Origin of the sequence: Streptomyces sp. NBC_00306 (assembly GCF_036169555.1) — a bacterium.
GTDB classification, from domain to species: domain Bacteria; phylum Actinomycetota; class Actinomycetes; order Streptomycetales; family Streptomycetaceae; genus Streptomyces; species Streptomyces achmelvichensis.
Genome location: NZ_CP108032.1, coordinates 229537 through 253686, shown reverse-complemented (window position 1 = coordinate 253686; position 24150 = coordinate 229537). Strand labels below are relative to the sequence as shown.

General features: G+C 72.3%; 3 protein-coding genes. All 3 read left to right on the top strand.

Going from position 1 to position 24150, the window contains the following annotated elements; translation table 11 throughout:
• Positions 1-95 precede the first annotated feature (95 nt).
• Genes OHA05_RS01075 through OHA05_RS01065 form a run of 3 tightly spaced genes read left to right on the top strand, consistent with a single transcriptional unit; the run spans position 96 to position 24150 of the window.
• On the top strand, positions 96-6602 hold the full coding sequence (locus tag OHA05_RS01075; protein WP_328859488.1) for a non-ribosomal peptide synthetase: 6507 nt from the start codon (positions 96-98) through the stop codon (positions 6600-6602).
• Positions 6603-22955: a non-ribosomal peptide synthetase gene (locus OHA05_RS01070; RefSeq protein WP_328859487.1), complete on the top strand. Its 16353-nt coding sequence runs from the start codon at positions 6603-6605 to the stop codon at positions 22953-22955. It abuts the gene before it with no gap.
• Complete coding sequence (locus OHA05_RS01065; RefSeq protein ID WP_313948359.1) at positions 22948-24150, top strand: NAD(P)/FAD-dependent oxidoreductase; 1203 nt, start codon at positions 22948-22950, stop codon at positions 24148-24150. Before OHA05_RS01070 ends, OHA05_RS01065 begins: the two co-directional genes overlap by 8 nt.

The window sequence follows — 24150 nt, the reverse complement described above, 5'->3', positions numbered from 1 at the left end:
CCTTTTCGCTGACGTCTCACCATTCTGGGGGAAGTGCCTTGTGTTCTTTTGGGCAGATGTTGTGGCCGGGTGAGCTCAATGACACGGAGGTTCCGGTGACGGTTGAGACGTTTACCGCATTGTTCGGGCGGCAGGTCGCCGCCGCCCCGGACGCAGTCGCGGTCGTGTACGGCGACGAGCAGCTGACCTACCGGGAGCTGGACGCCCGCGCCGACGCGCTGGCCGCCTCGCTCACGGCGTTCGGTGTGGGCCCCGAGTCGGTGGTGGGCGTCGCGCTTCGCCGCTCGTCCGCGTGGTGCGTGACGGTGCTGGCGGTGCTGAAGGCGGGCGGCGCGTACCTGCCGATGGACGCGGCCTACCCGGCCGAGCGGCTCGCCTACATGGTGCAGGACTCCGCCGCGGCCCTGGTGCTCGCCGACCCGGCGACGGCGGACCGACTGCCCGACCTGCCGGCCCCCGTGCTGCGTCCGGAGGACCTGCCCACCGGCCCGGACGCCCCGGCCGCCGGGCCGGCGCTCCCGGTTTCGCCCCTCAACACCGCCTACGTCATCTACACCTCGGGCTCCACCGGCCGGCCCAAGGGGGTGGCGGTCACCCACACCGGGTTCGCCTCCCTGCTCGCCACGCAGACCGAGCGCCTGAAGGTCACCGCCGGCAGCCGGGTGCTGCAATTCGCATCGCCCAGCTTCGACGCCTCGGTGTGGGAGCTGTGCATGGCGCTGCTGTCGGGCGCCACGCTGGTCATCGCCGACAAGGACCGCCTCGCCCCGGGCAGCCCGGTGGCCGAGACGATTGCCGCGTACGGCGTCACCCATGCGACGCTGCCGCCGCCGGTCCTCACGGCGATACGGCCCGGCTCCCTGACGAGCGTCGAGACCCTCGTCGTCGCCGGTGACGCCACCTCGCCCGAGCTGGCGGCCACCTGGTCACCCGGCCGCCGCATGATCAATGCGTACGGGCCCACCGAGACCACCGTCTGCGCCACCATGAGCGGTCCGCTGCCCGGCGACGGGCACGTCCCGCCGATCGGCACCGCCATCGACGGCGCCCGCGTGCATGTCCTGGACAACGCGCTGCGGCCGGTGGAGACCGGGGTGACAGGCGAACTGTATGTGTCGGGCGCCGCGCTGGCGCGTGGCTATCTGGGCCGCCCGGACCTGACCGCGGTGCGGTTCGTGGCCTGCCCGTTCGGCGGCGACGGCGAGCGGATGTACCGCACCGGCGACCTCGCCGAGTGGACCCCGGGCGGCGACCTGATCTTCCACGGGCGGGCCGATACCCAGGTCAAGATCCGCGGCTTCCGCATCGAACCCCACGAGATCGAGGCCGCGCTGGAGATGCACCCCGGCGTCGCGCACGCCGCGGTCCTGCCCCACACCGGTCGCGCCGGCCAGAAGCAACTCGTCGGCTACGTCGTCCCCGTCACCTCCACCGGCGCCCACTCCGACACCGGCGGCGACAAGGGCGCCTACGGGGCCATCGCGCTGAGTGCCGGGTTCTCGGTGGGGGAGCTGCGCCCCTTCCTCGCGCAGCGCCTGCCGGACCACATGATCCCCGCGACGTTCACCGTCCTGGACGCCCTGCCGCTGACCCCCAACGGCAAACTCGACAAGAAGGCGCTGCCGGAGCCGGAGTTCCGCGGCGCCGTCTACCGGGCGCCGCGCACCGATTCGGAAGAGATCCTCGCGGCCCTGTTCGCCGAACTCCTGGGTCTGGACCGCGTCGGCATCGACGACGACTTCTTCGCCATCGGCGGGGACAGCATCCAGTCGATCCAGGTGGTCACCCGCGCCCGGGCACACGGCCTGGAACTCAGCTCCCGGGAGATCTTCGAGCGGCGCACGGTCGCCGAACTGGCCGCCACCGCCGCCGCCAAGGAGCAGGCCGGCACCGCACCGGCCGTCCTGGAGGAACTCGACGGCGACGGCGTCGGCTGGATGCCCCTGCTGCCGGTGGCGCAGTGGATCCGCGACTGGGGGCCGGGGTTCGACCGGTTCCTTCAGGCGATGGTGCTCGACCTGCCCGCCGGCATCGATCACGACGGCCTGGCCGCGACGCTGGCCGCCGTCGTCGACCGTCACGATCTGCTGCGCTGCCGCCTCACCGACGGGGCGCAGCCGGGCCTGCACGTCGCCGAGCCGGGCTCGGTGGACATCTCCGCGCTGATCCACCGCGTGGTCCAGGACGACGACATCGACCAGGACGCCTGGCGCTGCGCCCTGTTGGCCGAACTGGACGCCGCCGCCGCACGGCTCGACCCGGCGGCCGGAGTGGTGGCCCAGTTCGTGTGGTTCGACGCGGGCCCCACCCGCCCGGGGCGCCTCCTGGTGGCCCTGCACCACCTCGTCGTCGACGGCGTGTCGTGGCGGATCCTGATGCCCGACCTCGCCGCCGCGTGGCAGCAGGTCCGCAGCGGGGACACACCGCAGCTGCCCGCGGTCGGCACCTCGGTGCGGCGCTGGGCACACGCCCTGGCCGAGGAGGCCGCGGCACCCGCCCGGGTGGCCGAACTGGCGCTGTGGCGCTCGATCGTGGAGGGCCCCGACCCCGTCCTCGGCGTACGGCACCTCGACCCGGCGCTCGACGTGGTCGCCACCGTCCACACCACTCACCTGGAACTGCCCGTCCCGGTCACCGAGGCCCTGCTGACCGCGGTGCCTGCAGCCTTCCGCGGCGGCGTCAACGACGGACTGCTCGCCGGCCTCGCCCTCGCCCTGGCCCGCTGGCGTGAGCGCCGTGGCGTCGCGGAATCCTCCGCCCTGATCCGTCTCGAAGGACACGGCCGTGAGGAGAGCGCCGCACCCGGCGCCGATCTGTCGGCCACCGTGGGCTGGTTCACCAGCGTCTTCCCGGTCCGTCTCGACGTCGCCGGCGCCGACCTCGACGACGCGTTCGCAGGCGGCCCGGCCGCCGGCGCCGTACTCAAGGCCGTCAAGGAACAGCTCCTCGCCGTGCCCGACAAGGGCATCGGTTACGGCCTGCTGCGGCATCTGAACCCGGACACCGCCGAGATCCTGCGCCACCACGGGCCGGGGCAGGTCGGCTTCAACTACCTGGGCCGCTTCTCCGCGGCCGCCGACATGCCCGAGCACCTGCGCGGCCTCGGCTTCACCCAGGCACCGGTGGCCGAGCTCGCCGAACTCGACGCCGGACAGGACCCGCGGATGCCCGCCCCGGCAGCCCTCGACATCAACGCCACCGTCACCGACACCCCCCACGGGCCCCGGCTGAACGCCGCGTTCGCCGCCCCCGCCGGAATTCTGACCCCCGACGAGGTGCAGGAACTCGCGGACCTGTGGGCCGCCGCCCTGACCGGACTCGCCACCCACGCCACCCGCTACGGCGCCGGCGGCCTGACCCCCTCCGACGTACCGCTGGTCCGCGTGACCCAGAACGACATCGACACCTGGGAGCAGCGCTACGAGGGCCTGGCGGACATCTGGCCGGCCACCCCCCTGCAGTCCGGCCTGCTCTTCCACTCCCAGCTCAACGACTCCGCCTTCGACGCCTACCAGGTGCAGTACGCGCTGCACCTGGCCGGCCCCGTGGACGCGGACCGGATGCGCGCCGCCGGCCAGGCCCTGCTGGAGCGGCACCCCAGCCTGCGGGCCGCGTTCGTGCCCGACTCCGACGGCACCCTGACCCAGCTCATCGTGGACGGCATCACGCTGCCCTGGCAGCACCTCGACCTCAGCACCCTGGGGGAGGAGGAACGCGACCAGGCGTTCGAGGACTTCCTCGCCGGCGACCTGCGCGCCCACTTCGACGCCACTGCCCCGCCCATGCTGCGTCTGACCCTGGTCACCATGGGCCCGCAGAGGTACGAACTCGTCCTGACCGCCCATCACGTCCTGTTCGACGGCTGGTCGGTGCCGGTGCTGATGCAGGACCTCCTCAAGCTCTACGGCTCCGCCGGCGACCCCTCCGTCCTGCCGCCGGCACCCAGCTACCGCGACTTCGTCCAGTGGCTGTCCCACCAGGACGCCGACGCCTCCGCCCGGGTGTGGTCCGCCGAACTCGACGGTGTCGACGAGCGAACCCTCCTCGCCCCCGCCGGCCACGACAGCCCCGGCCCCGAAGGGGGCAGCGGGATCGGGCAGATCGACGTCACCCTCAGCGCCGGTGAGGCACGCGAACTGGCCCGCCGCGCCGCCGACCTCGGCGTCACCCTGAACACCGTCGTCCAGAGCGCCTGGGCGATCCTGCTGAACCAGCTGACCGGCCGCAACGATGTCGTCTTCGCCTCCACCGTGTCGGGCCGCCCGCCGGCCGTACCGGGCGTCGACTCGATCGTCGGCATGTTCCTCAACACCCTGCCCGTGCGTGTGACCACCGCCCCCGGCCACACCCTCGCCGACCTCCTGACCACCGTGCAGGACCGGCAGGCCGCGCTGATGGACCACCACCACTACGGGCTCACCGAGATCTACGAAGCGACCGGCCTGGACGCCCTGTTCGACACCATCATCGGATTCGAGTCGTTCCCCCTGGACCGGGCCGGCATCGCCGAGGCCTGCGAGGCGGCCGGCATCTCCGTCACCGGCATCCGCTCCTTCACCGCCAGCCACTACCCGGTGACCCTGCTGGTCTTCATCGAGTCCGACGGCCTGCGGCTGACCGTGCAGTACCAGCGGCACGCCCTCGAGGAGAGCAGCGCCCGGGCGATCGCCACCCGCTACGGGCGCATCGTGCGCCGACTGGCGGCCGATCCCGGCCGGCGGGTCGGCACCGTCGATGTCCTGGACGACGCCGAACGCCACCGGCTGCTCGTCGAATTCAACGACACCGCCGCAGCCGTCCCGGAAGCCACCCTGACCGATCTGTTCGAACACCAGGCCGTCACCACCCCTGGCCGGCCGGCCCTCGTCACCGGCGACGTCACCCTCACCTACCGGGAACTGAACAGCCGGGCGAACCGGCTCGCGGCCGAACTGATCCGCCGCCATGTCGGCCCCGAGACGGTGGTGGCAGCCGCTCTGACGCACCCGGCGGACCAGGTGACCGCGCTCCTCGCGGTCCTGAAGGCCGGCGGCGGACACCTGCCGCTGGACCCCTCCGCACCGGCCGCGCATCACAGCGCCTTGATCGCCGACGCCGCCCCGCACCTCCTGCTCACCGACACCGGCACCGGCACAGTCGTGCCGGACAGCGCTGTCGCCCGCCTCGACGCCACCGCTCATCTCACCGGCCCGCCCGGCCCGGACGACACCGCAGGCCCGGGCGATCCGGGCGACGGGGACCGGACACGGCCGCTGCACCCCGACCACCTGGCCTGGCTGACCTACACCGGCGGATATCCGGGCGGGCCACGGGGCGTGAGCCTCACCCACCGCGGTCTCGCCGACCGGATCCCCGCACTGGCCGCGCACCTGACCGGTACCCCGGGCACACCGGTGCGCATCCCCGTGGCCGGCACCCTGCCGGTCCCGGTGCTGCTGACCGTGCTGTGCACCGGAGGCACCGCCGAACTCCTGCCGCAGCCGCAGGACCTCACCGCGCCCGCCACCCCAGGCGCCGGTGTCATCAGCACCGTCCCGTCCCACTTCGCCGCCCTCCTCGACCAGTTGGAAGGCGACCTCCACGCCGAGACGGTGCTCTTCGACGGCGAACCGCTGCCCGCCGCCCTGCTGCAGCGGGTCCACAAGACGATCCCCGGCGTGCAGGTCGTGAGCACCTACCGTCCCGCCGAGACCGGCTACGCCATCGCTTCCGCGGCCCCCGAGGCACCCGCCACCGGCACCGGAGCGGTTCTCGGCCGGCCGCTGGCGAACGTACGCTCCTACGTCCTGGGCAGCGGACTGACCCCGGTGCCGCCCGGCGCGGTCGGCGAACTGTACGTCGCCGGCAGCGCACCGGCCCGCGGCTACCATCGCCGCCCCGGCCTGACCGCCGCCCACTTCGTCGCCGACCCGTTCGGCCCGCCCGGCGCACGGATGTACCGCACCGGCGATCTCGCCCGCTTCGGCGTCGACGGCCGGCTCGAGTACGCCGGACGCGCCGACACCCAGGTCACCATCGGCGGGCAGCGCATCCAACCCGCCGACGCCGCGGCCGCACTGGCCGAACACCCCGCCGTCGGCCAGGTGGTGGTCCTCGCCCGCGACACCGATACCGACGGCGGCGGCCGGCAGTTGGTGGGCTATGTCGTGCCCGCCGGGAGCGGCGGCGCCGACACCGGCGACCTGGCCGACTTCGCCGCCGGCCGGCTGCCCGCCGAGCTGGTGCCCGCCGCGTTTGTCGTCCTCGACGACCTGCCACTGACACCCGGCGGCCGTCTCGACATCGCCGCCCTGCCGGAACCAGGTCAGGACGGCCCCGCCTACCAGGCTCCCCGCGACCCGCAGGAAGAGAGCCTGTGCGAGCTGTTCGCCGACGTCCTGGGCGTCGAACGGGTCGGCATCACCGACGACTTCTTCGAACTGGGCGGCAACTCCCTCTCGGCGACCCGCCTGACCAGCCGCATCCGTAAGACGCTCGGTGTCAGCGTGACCATCCGGGCCATTTTCGAACACCGCACCATCGCGGAACTGTCGCGCACGGTGAAGGACGCGAACACCTCAAGTCGCCCCCGTCTGCGCAAGATGAACAGGAGTGGACAGTAAATGATCCCGTTGTCTTTCGCGCAGCGTCGACTGTGGTTCATCGAGCAGTTCGAGGGCCCTTCGGCCACCTACAACGTGCCGTTCCTGGTCCGCCTGACCGGCCCGCTGGACGTGCCCGCCCTGCAAGCAGCAGTACGGGACATCGTGGTGCGACACGAGAGCCTGCGCACCCTGATCGTCGCGGACGCCGACGGCGTACCCGCCCAGCAGGTGGTGCCCGCCGACGACCTGGCCCTGGACATCGCGCTCGTCGATGTCGACCCCGGCGAGCTCGACGACGCCGTGGACCGGGCCGGCCGCGACCCCATCGACCTCGCCACCCGGATCCCGGTCCGCGCCACCCTCTTCCGCTCCGGCGAGCAGGACCACGTGCTGGTCCTGCTGATCCACCACATCGCCAGCGACGGCGAGTCGGTAGTGCCCCTCGCCCGCGACCTCGACCTCGCCTACCGGGCCCGGATCGCCGGACGCGCCCCCGACTACGACGAACTCCCGGTCCAGTACATCGACTACACCCTGTGGCAGCGCGAGGTCCTCGGCGACGAGGACGACCCCGACAGCGTCCTGTCGAAGCAGATCCGCTACTGGAGCCAGGAGCTGGCCGGCACCCCGCAGCCGCTGCGGCTGCCCACCGACCGGCCGCGCCCGCCCGTCGCCGGCCACCGCGGCGACATCGTCGAATTCCCCATCACCCCCGACCTGCTCGCCGCCGTCGAACACCTCGCCCTGGAGCGGGACGTGTCGGTGCCGATGGTGATGCAGACCGCGCTGGCCGTCCTGCTCCAGCAGCTCGGCGCCGGCGACGACATCCCGATGGGCAACACGATCGCCGGCCGCACCGACGACGAACTCCAGGACCTGATCGGCTTCTTCGTCAATACCTGGGTGCTGCGCACCGACCTGTCCGGCAACCCCACCTTCGACGACGTCATCCGGCAGGTGCAGCACAAGGCGCTGGCCGCGTACGACAACCAGGACGCCCCCTTCGACCGGCTGGTGGAGGAGCTCAACCCGGAGCGCTCCACCGCCTACCACTCCCTGTTCCAGGTCATGTTCACCTGGGAGAACGAGCGCTGGATCGACCTCGACCTGCCCGGCGGCCTGCACGCCCGCCTGGAGGTGGAGGCCACCTCGTCCGCCAAGTTCGACCTGGAGTTCAACTACTTCGCCGACCCCACCAAGCCCGGCATGCTCGTCTACATCGAGTACGCCACCGACCTGTTCGACCACGCCACCGTCGAGGCCATCGCCGCCCGCTACCTGCGTGTCGTCGAGCAGCTGGTCGCCGACCCGGCCATGCCGGTCGCCCAGGTCGACGTGCTGGAGCCTGCCGAACGGCACCAAGTGCTGCACCACGTCAACGACACCACCCGCCCCACCCCCGACGTGACGATCCCCGGCCTGGTCGAGCAGCAGACGGCGCAGACCCCCGACGCCGTCGCCGTCGTCTTCGACAACACCTCGCTGACCTACCGCGAACTCGACGCCCGCGCCAACCGGCTCGCCCGCGACCTGGTGGCCCGCGGCGTCGGCCCGGAGACGGTGGTCGCCCTGTCGCTGCCGCGCTCGGCCGACCTCGTCATCGCCCTCCTCGCGGTCCTCAAAGCCGGCGGCGCCTACCTTCCCATCGACCCCAAGTACCCCAGCAGCCGCCTGGACTTCATCTTCTCCGACGCCCGGCCCACCCTGCTGCTCACCGACCACGCCACCGTCGCCATACTGCCCGCCGGCGACACACCCACCCTGTTCCTCGACGACCTCGACCTCACCGCACCCGACACCGGCGGGAACGGTGCGCCGCTGACCGACCGCGACCGGATCGCCCCGCTGCGCCCCGACCACCTCGCCTACGTGATGTACACCTCCGGCTCCACCGGCACCCCCAAGGGGGTGGCCATCACCCACCACACCGTCGTCAACGGCGTGATGCGGCTGGCGTCCGCCGTGGGTGTCACCTCCCAGACCTGGCTGCTGGCCGGCACCTCCATCAACTTCGACGTGTCGGTTTTCGAACTGTTCACGGCCCTGTCCACCGGCGGCACCCTCGAAGTCGCCCGCGACGTCCTGGTCATCGGTGAACGCGGCGGCTGGAGCGGCGGTGTGATCAGCACCGTCCCGTCGGTGTTCGTCGAGCTCCTGGACCAGGTCGGCAGCGAGATCCACGCCGAGACGGTCGTGTTCGCCGGAGAGGCGCTGCCCGCGGCGCTGGTGCAGCGGGTCCGCGACACCATCCCCGGCATCCGGGTCGTCAACGCCTACGGACAGACCGAATCGTTCTACGCCACCACCTACGCCCTGCCCGGCGAGGCGCCCTGGCCGCACACCGGCAGCGCCCCGATCGGCAGCCCGCTGGGCAACATGCGCACCTACGTCCTGGGCCCCGGCCTCAAGCCCCTCGCCCCCGGTGTGGTGGGTGAGCTGTATGTCGCGGGACTTGTCGCCCGCGGATACCACCACCGCCCCGGCCTGACCGCCGAGCGCTTCGTCGCCGACCCCTACGGCCCGCCCGGCGCCCGCATGTACCGCACCGGCGACCTGGCACGCTGGAACAGCGACGGGCAGCTGGAGTACGCCGGCCGTGACGACGCCCAGGTCAAGATCCGCGGCTTCCGTATCGAACCCGGCGAGATCGAAGCGGCTCTCACCGCGCACCCCAAGGTCACCCAGGCAGTGGTGACCATCCACGAGGGCCGCGGCGGCGGCAAACAGCTCATCGGCTACATCGTCCCCGTCCCGGACGGGGACAGCGGCCCGGTCAGCGTGGAGAGCCTCGGCGACCTCGACATCGACATCACCGCCGGCGTCTCCTCCCGCGACCTGCGCAAGTTCGTCGCCGGCCGGCTGCCGGAGTTCATGGTTCCCTCGGTGTTCGTCATGCTCGACAAGCTGCCGCTGACCCCCAACGGCAAGCTCGACCGCAAGGCTCTGCCCGAGCCGGAGTTCACCGGCGGCGCCTACCGCGCCCCGCGCACCGACCTCGAACGTGCCCTCGCCGCCGTCTACGCCGAGGTCCTGGGCCTGGACCAGGTCGGCATCGACGACGACTTCTTCGCCATCGGCGGCGACAGCATCCGCTCCATCCAGGTCGTCTCCCGCGCCAAGGCGCAGGGCATCGAGGTGAGCGCCCGTCAGATCTTCGAAAGCCGCACCGTCGCCGAGCTGGCCGAGCTCGCCCGCGGCGGCCCGGCGAGTGCCCCGGTGGTGCTGGACGAACTCGACGGCGGCGGCGTCGGTTTCATGCCCCTGCTGCCGGTCGGCCACTGGCTGAGGGAACTCGGCGGTGGCATCAACCGGTTCTCCATGTCCCTGGTGGCCGACCTGCCGACAGGCATCGACGCATCCCAGCTGGCCGCGACCATCGGCGCAGTCTGGGACCGGCACGACATCCTGCGCTCCCGCCTGGTGACCGGCGACGAAACCGGGCTGCACGTCGCCGAACCGGGCACGCTGGATGTGCCGGGACTCATCCACCGCGTCGCCTTCGACGGCTCCTTCGGCGAGCAGTGGCAGCAGCTGGCCGCCGCCGAACTGGACGCGGCCACCGGCCGCCTGGACCCGGCGGCCGGAACGATGGCCCAGTTCGTCTGGTTCGATGCCGGCCCCACCACGCAGGGACGGCTGCTGCTGGTCCTGCACCACTTCGTCATCGACGGCGTCTCCTGGCGCATCCTGCTCCCGGACCTCGCCGCCGCCTTCGAACAGGTCAAGGCAGGCCGCACCCCGCAGCTGCCCCCCTCCACCACCTCCGCACGGCGCTGGGCACATGCCCTCACCGAGGCGGCCACCTCACCCGAGCGGACGGCCGAACTCGACCTGTGGCGCAGCACCGTGGCCGCCGGCGACCCCCTCCTCGGCAGCCGCCCGCTGGACCCCCGCACCGACGTCGTCTCCCGCTCCGGACACCTGTGGGTACGGCTGCCGGAGACGGTCACCGAAACTCTCCTCAACACCCTGCCCGCCGCCTTCCGCGCCGGCGTCAACGACGGCCTGCTCACCGCGCTGGCCCTGGCCGTCACCCGCTGGCGCGCCGCCCGTGGCACCGACGAGCCCTCCACCCTGATCCGCCTGGAGGGACACGGCCGCGAGGAGGACGCCGTCCCCGGCGCCGACCTGTCGGACACCGTGGGCTGGTTCACCACCATGTTCCCCGTCCGGCTCGACCTGACCGGCATCGACATCGACGACGCGTTCGCCGGCGGACCCGCCGCCGGCGCCGCACTGAAGGCCGTCAAGGAACAGCTCCTCGCCGTCCCCGACAAGGGCATCGGCTACGGCCTGCTGCGCTACCTCAACCCCGACACCGCGGCCGAACTCGCCCCGTACGCCACCGGCCAGATCGGCTTCAACTACCTGGGCCGCTACTCCGCCACCGATATGCCCGACCACCTGCACGGCCTGGGCTTCACCCAGGCCGAGGGCACCACGGAACTGGTCGCCGACCCGGACGCGGACATGCCCGCCCTGTCCACCCTGGACCTGAACGCCCTGGTCACCGACGGCCCCGACGGGCCCCGGCTCAACGCCCGCCTCGGCTACGCAACCGGCGTCCTCGACGAGGACGACGCCCGCGCCATCGCCGAGCACTGGCAGGACGCCCTCGAAGCCCTGGCCCACCACGTCACCCGTCCCGGCGCCGGTGGCCTGACGCCCTCCGACGTGCCGCTGGTGAAGGTCACCCAGCACGAGATCGACCAGTGGGAGCGGCACTACCCCGCCCTGGCCGACGTATGGCCGCTGACCGCGACCCAGTCCGGACTGCTCTTCCACACCCTCCTCGTGGACACCGCGTTCGACGCCTACCAGATGCAGATGGTCTTCCATCTCTCCGGCCGCGTCGACGCCGCCCGTATGCGCACCGCCGGACAGGCGCTCCTGGACCGTCACGCCGGCCTGCGGACCGCGTTCGTCACGGACACCGCCGGCGACTCCGTGCAGATCGTGCTGGACCACGTCGATCTGCCCTTCCGGCACGTCGACTTCAGCCGTCTGGACGACGACGCACGCATGGCGGCCCTCAAGTCACTGCTGGCCGAGGACCACGCCACGCACTTCGACCCCCGCACACCCCCCATGCTGCGGATGACGCTGGTCACCATGGGCGGTGACCGGGCCGAGCTGGTGTTCACCGCCAACCACGTCCTGTTCGACGGCTGGTCGGTACCGCTGCTGCTGGAGGACCTGCTGCGGCTGTACGCCTCCGCCGGCGACGCCTCCACCCTGCCCCGGGTCCGCGGCTACCGCGACTTCCTGGTCTGGCTGGACCAGCAGGACCGCGAGGAGGCGGCCCGCACCTGGGCCGCCGAACTCGCGGGCATCGACGAACCCACCCTGATCGTGCCGCACCCCCAGGCCGGGGCGGCCCCGACCGGCATCGGCCAGATCGACGTCCCCCTGACCGCCGAGACGGCCGCCGACCTCGCACGCCGGGCCGCCGAACTGGGCGTCACCCTCAACACCGTCGTCCAGGCGGCCTGGGGACTGGCGCTGGGCAGCCTGACCGGCCGCCGTGACGTGGTGTTCGGCACCACCGTCTCCGGCCGGCCGCCGCAGGTACCGGGCGTCGACGCCATGGTCGGACTGTTCATCAACACCCTGCCCGTCCGGGTCGACTGCACCCCCGCCGACACCCTGCAGGAGGTCCTCACCGGCCTGCAGAACCGGCAGGGCGCCCTGCTGGACCACCAGCACTACGGCCTGGCCGAGATCCACCACGCCACCGGCCTGAAGGCCCTCTTCGACACCATCGTCGTCTTCGACTCCTACCCGGTCGACCGGGCCGGCATCACCGACGCCTACGCGGCAGCGGGCATCGCCGTCACCGGCATCAGCCCGATGAGCGGCACCCACTACCCGATGATCGTGACCGCCACCGCCGAACCGCGGCTGCGGGTGGCCCTGGAGTACCAGCACCACCTCTTCGATGCCCCGACCGTCGAAACCATCGCCGCCCGCTTCGAGCGGATCCTCCGGCACCTCGCCGACGACCCGCAGACCCGCGTCGCCCAGGTCGACGTCCTCACCCCGGCCGAACGCCACCACCTGCTCACCGAACTCAGCGACACCACCGCCCCGGCGCCCGACCTGACGCTGCCCGCCCTGTTCGCCCAGCAGGCCGCCCGTACCCCGGACGCCGTCGCCGTCCACTGCGACGGCCAGGACCTGACCTACCGCGCGCTCGACGCCCGCGCCGAGCGCCTGGCCCGCGAACTCACGCTGCGCGGCGCCCGCCCCGAATCCGTCATCGGCCTGGCGCTGCCCCGCACCGCCGACCTGGTCGTGGCCATGCTCGGCATTCTCAAGTCCGGCGCCGGCTACCTGCCCATCGACCCCAAGTACCCCAGCCACCGCCTCCAGTTCATCCTCTCCCAGGCCCGACCGCAGCTCATCGTCACCGACGCCGCGACGGCCGGCGTCCTGCCGGCCGGCGACGTCCCGCACCTGTACCTCGACGACCTCGATCTCGACCACGACTCGGGGCCCGACAGCGCCGGCCGGCCGGCGCCGCACCCGCAGAACCTGGCGTACGTGATGTACACCTCCGGCTCCACCGGCACCCCCAAGGGTGTCGTGCTCAGCCACGCCACCGTCGTCAACGGGATCACCCAGCTCGCCGCCCGCGTCGGCGCCGGCGAGGGTTCCCGGATGCTGGCCGGCACCTCGGTCAACTTCGACGTGTCGGTGTTCGAGATCTTCACCGCGCTGACCTGCGGCGGCAGCATCGACATGGTCCGCGACGCCCTGGTCCTCGGTGAACGTGCCACCTGGTCGGGCGGCGTGATCAGCACCGTCCCGTCGGTCTTCGCCGAACTCGTCGACCAGCTCGGCGACACCATCCACGCCGACACCCTGGTCTTCGCCGGTGAGGCGCTGCCCGCCGCCCTGGTGCACCGCATCCGCCAGGCGCTGCCGGGCGTGCGCGTGGTCAACGCCTACGGGCAGACGGAATCGTTCTACGCCACCACCTCCACCGGCTCCGACACCCCGGGCAGCACTCCGATCGGCAGCCCGATCGGCAACATGCGCGCCTACGTCCTGGGCCCCGGCCTCCAGCCACTGCCGCCGGGCGTGGTGGGCGAACTGCATGTCGCGGGCCACCTCGCCCGCGGCTACCACGACCAGCCCGCCCTGACCGCCGGACGCTTCGTCGCCGACCCGTTCGGCCCGCCCGGCTCGCGGATGTACCGCACCGGCGACCTGGCACGCTGGAACGACGACGGGCAGCTGGAGTACGCCGGCCGCGGGGACACCCAGGTCAAGATCCGCGGCTTCCGCATCGAACCCGGCGAGATCGAAGCGGCCCTGACCGCGCACCCCGGAGTCGCCCAGGCGGCGGTCGTCGCCCGCGAGGCCGGCGCCACCACCGGCCGGCATCTGGTGGGCTATGCCGTTCCCGCCGACACCGCGGCCGGCGGGCCCGACATCGACGAACTGCGCAAGTTCGTCGCCGCCCAACTGCCCGAATTCATGGTCCCCGCGGCGTTCATGGTCCTCGAGCGTCTCCCGCTGTCCCCGAACGGCAAACTGGACCGGCAGGCCCTGCCCGCCCCGGAGTTCGCCGGCCAGACCTACCGGGCACCGCGTACCGCGCAGGAGGAGTTCCTGTGCACCCTGTTCGCGGAGGTCCTGGGCCTGGAGCGGGTCGGCATCGACGACAACTTCTTCACGCTCGGCGGCCACTCCCTGCTCGCGACCCGGCTGGTCAGCCGGATCCGTACCGGGCTGGACATCGAGGTCCCCATCCGGGCGGTGTTCGACTCGCCGACCGTGGTGGAACTCACCGGCCGGCTGTCCCCGGGAACACGGGTGCGCCCGCAGCTGACCAGGGCGGCCCAACGGCCGGAGCGGATACCGCTGTCGTTCGCCCAGCGCCGGCTCTGGTTCATCGACCGCTTCGAAGGCCCCTCCGCCACCTACAACGCCCCCTTCCCGCTGCGGCTGACCGGCACCCTGGACATCCCTGCGCTCGAGGCGGCCGTCGGCGACGTCGTCGCCCGGCACGAGAGCCTGCGCACGCTGATCGTCGAGGACAGCGACGGCGTACCTCACCAGCACGTCCTTGCCGCCGGCCGAGCAGCCGCCATGCTGGACCTGCCGGTCGTCACCACCGACGAAGCGGGTCTGCCCGACGCCCTCGCCGACGCCGTGGCGCACCCCTTCACCCTGGCCACCGACCTGCCGGTGCGGGCGACGCTGCTGCGGACCGGCGAGCAGGACCACGTCCTGGTGCTGCTGATCCACCACATCGCCAGCGACGGCGAGTCGATGGCTCCCCTCGCCCGCGACCTCGGCGCCGCCTACACCGCCCGCCTCGAAGGCCAGGGCCCGCGGTGGGACGAACTGGCCGTCCAGTACGTCGACTACACGCTGTGGCAGCGCGAGGTCCTCGGTGACGAGGACGATCCGGACAGTGCCCTGTCCGCGCAGGTCCGCTACTGGCGCGAGGAGCTCACGGGGGTGCCGCAGCCGCTGCAGCTGCCCACCGACCGGCCCCGCCCGCCGGCGGCCAGCCACCGCGGCGACACGGTGGAGTTCGCCCTCGCCCCCGAGGTGGCCGCCGCCGTCGAGGACGTCGCCCGCGCCCACGGCGTCACCGTGTCGATGGTGCTGCAGTCGGCCCTCGCGGTGCTCCTGCACGGCCTCGGCGGAGGCGACGACGTGCCCATCGGATCGCCGATCGCCAATCGCACCGACGACGGCCTCGCCGACCTGATCGGCTTCTTCGTCAACACCTGGGTGCTGCGCGCGGACCTGTCCGGCAATCCGGCCTTCGACACCCTGCTCGACCAGGTCCGGAACAAGTCCCTGGCTGCCTACGACAACCAGGACGTGCCGTTCGAGCGCCTGGTGGAGGAGCTCAACCCGGAGCGCTCCACCGCCTACTCACCGTTGTTTCAGGTGATGTTCGCCTGGCAGAACTTCGCCCGGAAGGACTTCGAACTGCCCGGCCTGCGGGTGGAGTTCGAACGGGTACGCAACGAGTCCGCCAAGTTCGACCTGTTCTTCAACATGGCCGACCTGCCCGGCATGGGCGTCGTGGGCCATCTCGAGTACGCCACCGACCTGTTCGACCGGCAGACAGCGGAGGCCGTCGCCGACCGCTTCACCCGCCTGGTCGGGCAACTGGCCGCCGACCCGCAGACCCGCGTCAGCACGGTCGAACTGACCCGCCCGGCCGAGCGGGAGCAGGTCCTGCACCACTTCAACGACACCACCCGCCCCATCACCGACCTCACCGTCCCCGCTCTGGTGGAGCAGCAGGCCGCGCAGAGGCCCGACGCCGTCGCCGTCGTCTTCGACGACACCTCGCTGACCTACGGCGAACTCGACGCCCGCGCGAACCGCCTCGCCCGCGATCTGGTGGCCCACGGGGCCGGACCCGAGTCGCTGGTCGCCGTCTGCCTGCCGCGCTCCGCGGACCTCGTCGTCGCCCTCCTCGCGGTCCTGAAAGCCGGCGCCGCCTACCTGCCCATCGACCCCAAATACCCCAGCGCCCGCTTGGACTTCATCCTCGCCGACGCACGCCCCACCCTGCTCCTCGCCGACACCGCGACCGTCGGCATCCTGCCCGCCGGCGACACACCGACCCTGCTCCTCGACGACCCGGGCCACACCCCTGCCGATGGCGGTCCACCGAGCGGGCCGCGGCCCGACCAGGCGGCGTACGTGATGTACACCTCCGGCTCCACCGGCACCCCCAAGGGCGTCGTGATCAGTCACCGCACCGTCGTCAACGGGGTGGCGAGCCTGGCGTCCGCGGCGGCCATCACCCGCGCCACCCGCACGCTCGCCGGCACCTCCGTCAACTTCGACGTGTCGGTGTTCGAACTGTTCACCACACTGTCCGCCGGCGGCACCGTCGAAATCGCCCGCGACGTCCTGGTCATCGGTGAACGCGGCGGCTGGAGCGGCGGCGTGATCAGCACCGTCCCGTCGGTGTTCGCCGAACTCCTCGACCAGACACCCGGCACCATCCACGCCGAGACGGTCGTGTTCGCCGGTGAGGCGCTGCCCGCCGCCCTGGTGCGGCGGGTCCGCGACACCATCCCCGGCGTGCGGGTGGTCAACGCCTACGGGCAGACGGAATCGTTCTACGCCACCACCTCCACCGGCTCCGACACCCCAGGCAGCGCCCCGATCGGCAGCCCCATCGGCAACATGCGCGCCTACGTCCTGGGCCCCGGCCTCCAGCCGCTGCCGCCGGGCGTGGTGGGCGAACTGTATGTCGCGGGCCGGCTCGCCCGCGGCTACCACCGGCGTGCCGCCCTGACCGCCGAGCGCTTCGTCGCCGACCCCTACGGGCCGCCCGGCTCGCGGATGTACCGCACGGGCGACCTGGCGCGCTGGAACAGCGCCGGGGAGCTGGAGTACGTGGGCCGCGGCGACGCCCAGGTCAAGATCCGCGGCTTCCGCATCGAACCCGGCGAGATCGAGGCCGCGCTGACCGCGCACCCCGAGGTGGTGCAGGCCGTCGCGGTCGTCCGTGACGGGCCGGGCGGCGGCAAGCAGCTCGTCGGCTATGTCGTGCCGGCCGGCGCCGCGTCCGAGCACAGCGTGGACGGCCTCGGCGACCTCGAGGTGGACATGACCGCCGGCCTGTCCGCGCGGGACCTGCGCCGCTTCGTCGCGAGCCGGCTGCCGGAGTTCATGGTGCCCTCCGCATTCGTCGTCCTGGACCGCCTCCCGCTGGCGCCCAACGGCAAGCTCGACCACAAGGCGCTGCCCGACCCGGAGTTCACCGCCACCACCTACCGGGCCCCGCGCACCGCCGTGGAGGAGACCCTCGCGGCCGTCTACGCCGACGTGCTGGGTCTGGAACGGGTCGGGCTCGACGACGACTTCTTCGCCGTCGGCGGCGACAGCATCCGCTCCATCCAGGTCGTCACCCGCGCCCGCGCCCAGGGCATCGAGGTGAGCCCGCGGCAGATCTTCGAGCAGCGCACCGTCGCCGAACTCGCCACCGTCGCCACCAGCGGCATCGGCGACCGCCCGGTCCTCGAGGAGTTCGAGGGCGGCGGGGTGGGCGTCATGCCGCTGCTGCCGATCGGCCGCTACATGCTCGAACTCGGCGACAGCTTCGACCGGTTCTCCATGTCCATGGCGCTGGAACTGCCCGAGCACATCGACGCGCAGCAACTGACCGCGACCCTCACCGCTGTCCTGGACCGGCACGACATCCTGCGCTCGCGGCTGCTGCGTGAGGACGGCGGCGCCCTGCACATCGAGGCGCCCGGCACCCTCGACGCCGCGTCCCTGGTGCACCGCGTGGTCTGCGACGGCACGTGGAGCGACTGGCAGGAGCGCGCCGCGGCCGAACTGGACGCCGCCACCGGCCGCCTGGACCCGGCCGCCGGAACGATGGCCCAGTTCGTCTGGTTCGACGCCGGCACCACCGCCCCGGGCCGGCTGCTGATCGCCCTGCACCACCTGGCCGTCGACGGCGTGTCCTGGCGCATCCTGCTCCCGGACCTGGCCGCCGCCTGGCAGCAGATCCGCGACGGCCGCGCCCCTCACCTGCCCGAGGTCGCCACCTCCCTGCGGCGCTGGACGCATGCCCTGGCCGAGGAGGCCATCAGCCCCGCCCGCGTCGCCGAGGCGGACCTGTGGCGCACCACGCTGCAAGGCCCGGACCCCCTGTTGGGGTCACGGCCGCTCGACCCGGCCGTCGATGTGCTCTCCACGGTCGAGCACCTGGAGCTCCAGCTGCCCGAAGAGGTGACCGAGGCACTGCTGACCTCGCTGCCCGCCGCCATCCACGGCGGCGTCAACGACGGCCTGCTGGCCGCCCTCGCCCTCGCGCTCGCCGCATGGCGCCGCTCCCGGGGCGCCGCCGAACCCTCCGCCCTGATCCGCCTGGAGGGCCACGGCCGCGAACAGGACGTCGTCCCCGGCGCCGACCTGTCCCGCACCATGGGCTGGTTCACCAGCATGTTCCCCGTCCGCCTGGACACCGCCGGCTGCGACCTGGACGACGCACTCGCCGGCGGCCCGGCCGCCGGCCGGCTCCTGAAAGCGGTCAAGGAACAGCTGCGGGCCGTCCCCGACAAGGGCATCGGCTACGGCCTGCTGCGCTACCTCAACCCCGACACCGCCGCCGAACTGGGCCAGTACCCCACCGGCCAGATCGGCTTCAACTACCTCGGCCAGTTCTCCTCCGCGGACATGCCCGACGAACTGCGCGGCCTCGGCTTCACCCAACTGCCCGCCCTGGACGCGGCCCTGGACGCCGACATGCCCGCCATGTCGACCGTGGAGATCAACGCCGCCGTCCTCGACACCGGCGACGGCGCCCGCCTCGGTGCGGTGATCGGCTTCCCGGCCGGCGTACTCACCAACTCCGAGGTCCAGGAACTGGCCGACCTGTGGACCACGGCGCTCACCGCGCTGGCCGGCTACGCCACCACCCCCGGCGCCGGCGGTCTGACCCCCAGTGATCTGCCGCTGGTCCGCGTCACCCAGAGCGACATCGAAGCCTGGGAACAGCGTTACCCCCGACTGGCGGACGTCTGGCCGCTGACCCCGCTCCAGTCCGGGCTGCTGTTCCAGTCCACCTTCCTCGACGACACCGCGTACGACGCCTACCAGATGCAGATCGTCTTCCACATCGCCGGCCACGCGGACGCGGACCGGATGCACGCCGCCGGACAGGCCCTCCTCGAGCGCCACGCCGGCTTGCGTACAGCGGTCGTCACCGACACGGACGGCCACCAGGTCCAGCTCGTCCTGGACGACGTCGAGGTGCCCTGGCGCCACATCGATCTCAGCAATCTCGGCGAGCAGGCCCGCGAGGAGGCCTTCGAGCAACTCCTCGAACAGGACCACCACGAGCATTTCGACCCGGCCACGGCGCCACTGCTCCGTCTGACCCTGGTCACGATGGGGGAGGACCGCGCCGAACTGGTGCTGACCGCCCATCACATGCTGTTCGACGGCTGGTCGTTCCCGCTGCTGATGCAGGACCTGCTGCGTCTGTACGGCGCGGCGGGCGATGCCTCCGCCCTGCCGCGGGTCCGCGGCTTCCGCGACTTCCTGGTCTGGCTGGACCAGCAGGACCACGAGGAGACCGCGCGCGCCTGGGCCGCCGAGGTCGCCGGCGCCGAGCCCACCCTGCTGGCTCCCGCCACCCCCGGCGCCGATGACGGCGAAGGTGTCGGTCAGATCGACATCCCGCTGCCGCTGGAGGAGGCCCGGGCGCTGAACCGGCGCGCGTCCGAACTCGGCGTCACCGTCAACACCCTGCTGCAGGGCGCCTGGGGTGTTCTGCTCGGCGAACTCACCGGCCGCTCCGACGTGGTCTTCGGTGCCACCGTCTCCGGCCGTCCGCCCGCCCTGGGCGGCGTCGACTCGATCATCGGCCTGTTCATCAACACCCTGCCGGTCCGTGTCACCCACCGGCCCCAGGACTCGCTCGCCGACCTGGTGACCGGCCTGCAGAAGCGGCAGGCGGCCCTGCTGGACCACCACTACTACGGGCTGAGCGACATCCAGCAGGCCGCCGGGCACCCCAGCCTGTTCGACACCCTGGTCGTCTTCGAGTCCTTCCCCGTCGACAAGGAAGGCCTCAGCGACGCCAACACCGCCGCGGGGATCGCCTTCACCGGCATCCGCCCCTACTCCGGCACGCACTACCCGCTGGCGCTGATGGCCGGCGCCGAACCGCACCTGATGATGGTCCTGCAGTACCAGCAGGGGGCCTTCGACCGCGGGGCGGCGGAAGGGATCGCGGCCCGCCTCGGCCGCATCCTGCGGCAGATCGCGGCCGACCCGACAGTCCCGGCCGGGCGCGTCGACATCCTGCACACGAGCGAACACGACCGGCTGCGCGAGGTGAACGACACCGACACCGCCACTCCCGACGTGCATCTTGCCGCCCTGGTGGAGAGCCGGAGCGCCCGCACCCCGGACGCGATCGCGGTGGAACACGACGGCAGCACACTGACCTATCGTCAGCTCAACGCGGACGCCAACCGCCTGGCGAGGGAACTCGCCGGCCGCGGCGTGGGCCCCGAGTCACTGGTCGCCGTCTGCCTGCCGCGTTCCGTGGATCTGGTCGTCGCCCTGCTCGCGGTCCTGAAGGCCGGTGGCGCCTACCTGCCCGTCGACCCCGCCTACCCCGGCCACCGTCTCGCGGCCGTCCTCGCCGAGGCCGGCCCGGCCCTGATCCTCACCGACACGGCCACCGAAGCGGTGCTGCCGGCCACCGACAGCCCCCGCCTCCACCTGGACACCCTCACCCTCACCGAGCGGCCCGGCACCGACCTCACCGACCGCGAGCGCACCGCCCCGCTGCACCCCGACCACCTCGCCTACGTGATGTACACCTCCGGCTCCACCGGCACCCCCAAGGGCGTGGCCCTCACCCACCGCACGGTCGTCAACGGCGTTCTGCGGCTGGCGCCCCAGGTGGACATGGGGCCGGGCCGGCGGATGCCCGCCGGCACCTCCGTCAACTTCGACGTGTCGGTGTTCGAGATGTTCACCACCCTCACCACCGGCGGCACCCTGGACGTGGTCCGCGACGTCCTGGTCCTCGGCGAGCGGGACGCCCCGCCCGGCGACGTGATCAGCACCGTGCCCTCCGCGTTCGCCGAACTCGCCGGCCGGCTCGCCCACCACACGACCCACCCCGACACCCTCGTCTTCGCGGGCGAGGCCCTGCCCACCGCCGTCCTCCAGCAGGCCCGCGAGACCTTCCCGGGCGTCCGCATCGTCAACGCCTACGGGCAGAGCGAATCGTTCTACGCCACCACCCACACCCTCACCGGCGATGCCCCGGCCCCGGACACCGGCAGCACGCCGATCGGCGCCCCGATCGGCAACATGCGCACCCACGTCCTCGGCCCCGCCCTGCAGCCCGTCGCCCCCGGAGTGGTCGGCGAGCTGTACGTCGCGGGGCACCTCGCCCGCGGCTACCACCGGCGTCCCGCCCTGACCGCCGGACGCTTCGTCGCCGACCCGTTCGGGCCGCCCGGCTCGCGGATGTACCGCACCGGCGACCTCGCCCGCTGGAACGACGACGGGGAGCTGGAGTACGTGGGCCGCGACGACGCCCAGGTCAAGATCCGCGGCTTCCGTGTCGAACCCGGCGAGATAGAAGCGGCCCTGACCGCGCACCCCGACCTCGCCCAGGCGGTGGTGACCGTCCACGAGATCCGCGGCGGCAAACAGCTCGTCGCCTACGTGGTGCCCCGGCACGCCGACGGCCCCACCGCCGACGAGCTGCGCGACCACCTCACGGCGCAGCTGCCGCCGTACATGGTGCCTGCGGCGTTCGTGACGCTCGAGCGCCTTCCGCTGGCCCCCAACGGCAAACTCGACCACCGTGCCCTGCCCGACCCGGAGTTCACCGCCGCCGCCCGACGCGCCCCGCGCACCCCCCGGGAAGAGGTCCTGTGCGGCCTGTTCGCCGAAGTGCTCGGCCTTCCGCGCGTCGGCATCGACGACGACTTCTTCACCCTGGGCGGCCACTCCCTGCTCGCCAGCCGGCTCCTCAACCGGATCCGCACCCTGCTCGGCGTCGCCATCCCCATCCGGGTCATGTTCCAGTCGCCCACCGTCGCCCAGCTCGACACCTACCTGACCTCCGGTACCGAGTCGTCCGAACACACCGACCCGTTCGGTGTCGTCCTGCCGCTGAAGACCAGCGGAACGGCGGCCCCCCTGTGGTTCATCCACCCCGGAGTGGGCCTGTCCTGGGCCTACATGGGCTTCGCCGGCCACCTGGACGAGGACCGGCCCGGCTACGCCATCCAGGCCCGCGGCTTCGACGGCAGCCCGCTGCCGCAGTCCGTCGAGGAGATGATCTCCGACTACGTCCAGCAGATCCTCAAGGTCCAGCCCGACGGCCCCTACCACCTGGCGGGCCTGTCCCTGGGCGGCACCCTCGCCCAGGCCATGGCCGCCGAACTCCAGCGCCAGGGACACCAGGTGGCCACGCTCGCCCTGCTGGACTGCGTCCCCGCCTCCTGGTTCACCCACCACGACAGCGTCGACGCCTCCGAGGTACGGGAGTTCTTCGGCGAACGCCTTCCCGCGCTGGCCGACGGCGCCGAGGGCGACCGGGAATCCCTCATCGACAACGCGTCCGCCATCATGCTCCACCACCTGAGCCTGATGAAGGACTTCACCTCACCCGTCTTCGACGGCGACGCCCTGTTCTTCAACGCGACGCTGAACCCGGACGACTCCTATCTCGCCCACTGGCGGCCTCACATCACCGGCGCCGTCCAGGAGTGGGACATCCACTCCACCCACCTCGGGATGAACATGCCCGGGCCCGCGGCCGAGATATCCCGGGCCATCAACCGGCACCTCGACGACCACGGCAGCAACCTCTCGGGAGCATCTCTTGTATGACGTCATAGTGGTGGGAGCACGCGCCGCCGGAGCACCGGCCGCCATGCTGCTCGCACGCGCCGGATACCGGGTGCTCATCCTCGAGCGTGCCCGGTTCCCCAAGGACACCCTGTCCACCCTCTACATCCACCAGCCCGGCGTCGCCCGGCTCGCCGACTGGGGCGTCCTGCCCGCCGTCGCCGGCACCGGCGCCCCCGCCCTGGACTCCGTCCAGTACACCATCGGCGATGTCCGCATGGAGGGCTGCTCCTGGCCCGCGGACGGCCACCACGCCGCCTACGCGCCCCGCCGTATCCTCCTCGACGCGATCCTCGCCGAGGCCGCCGTGCAAGCGGGCGCCGAGTTCCGTGACAACTGCTCGGTCAGCGACCTCGTCTTCGAGGACGACCGGGTGGTGGGCGTGCGGATCGGCTCCGTCCGCAGCGGCAACAGCACCGTCGAACGCGCCCGCCTCGTCATAGGTGCCGACGGAATGCGCTCCACCGTCGCCGACCGACTCGGCGCCCCGCTCCTGATCGAGAACCCGGCCCTCACCTGCGCCTACTACAGCTACTGGTCCGGCCTCCCGGAGCAGTTCCGCCTCTACGAGGCACCGGGCAGCTGGGTCGGCACCGTCCCCACCAACGACGGCGCCACCCTGGTCGCCGGGTACTTCCCCCAGGACCGGTTCCACGACGTCCGCGGCGACGCACTCAACGCCCTGCTGGCCTGCGTGGAGTCGACCGCCCCCGAGGTCCGTGAGCAGATGGCCGCCGGCGAGCGCCTGGAGCGCGTCCACGGCACCGGTGACCAGCGCAACTTCTTCCGGCAGGCCACCGGACCCGGCTGGGTCCTCATCGGCGACGCGGGCCACCACAAGGACTCGATCACCGCCCGCGGTATCACCGACGGCTTCTACCAGGCCCAGCTGCTCGCCGACTGCATCGGCGACGGGCTCCAGGACCCCGCCCAACTGCAGGCCGCCCTCGACCACTTCGCGACCGAGCGCCTCGAAGAACTGATGCCGCACTACCGCAGCACCCTCAAGACCGGCCGACTCGCCGCCCCCGACCACCAGATCGCCCTGCTGCGCGCGATATCGACCAGCCCGGAACTCAGCGCCCGCTACTTCTCCACGATGTCGGGCGTCTGCCCGCTCGACGAGTTCCTCACCCCCGAACTCCTCGACCTCATGGCGGACCAGGTGGCCGCATAA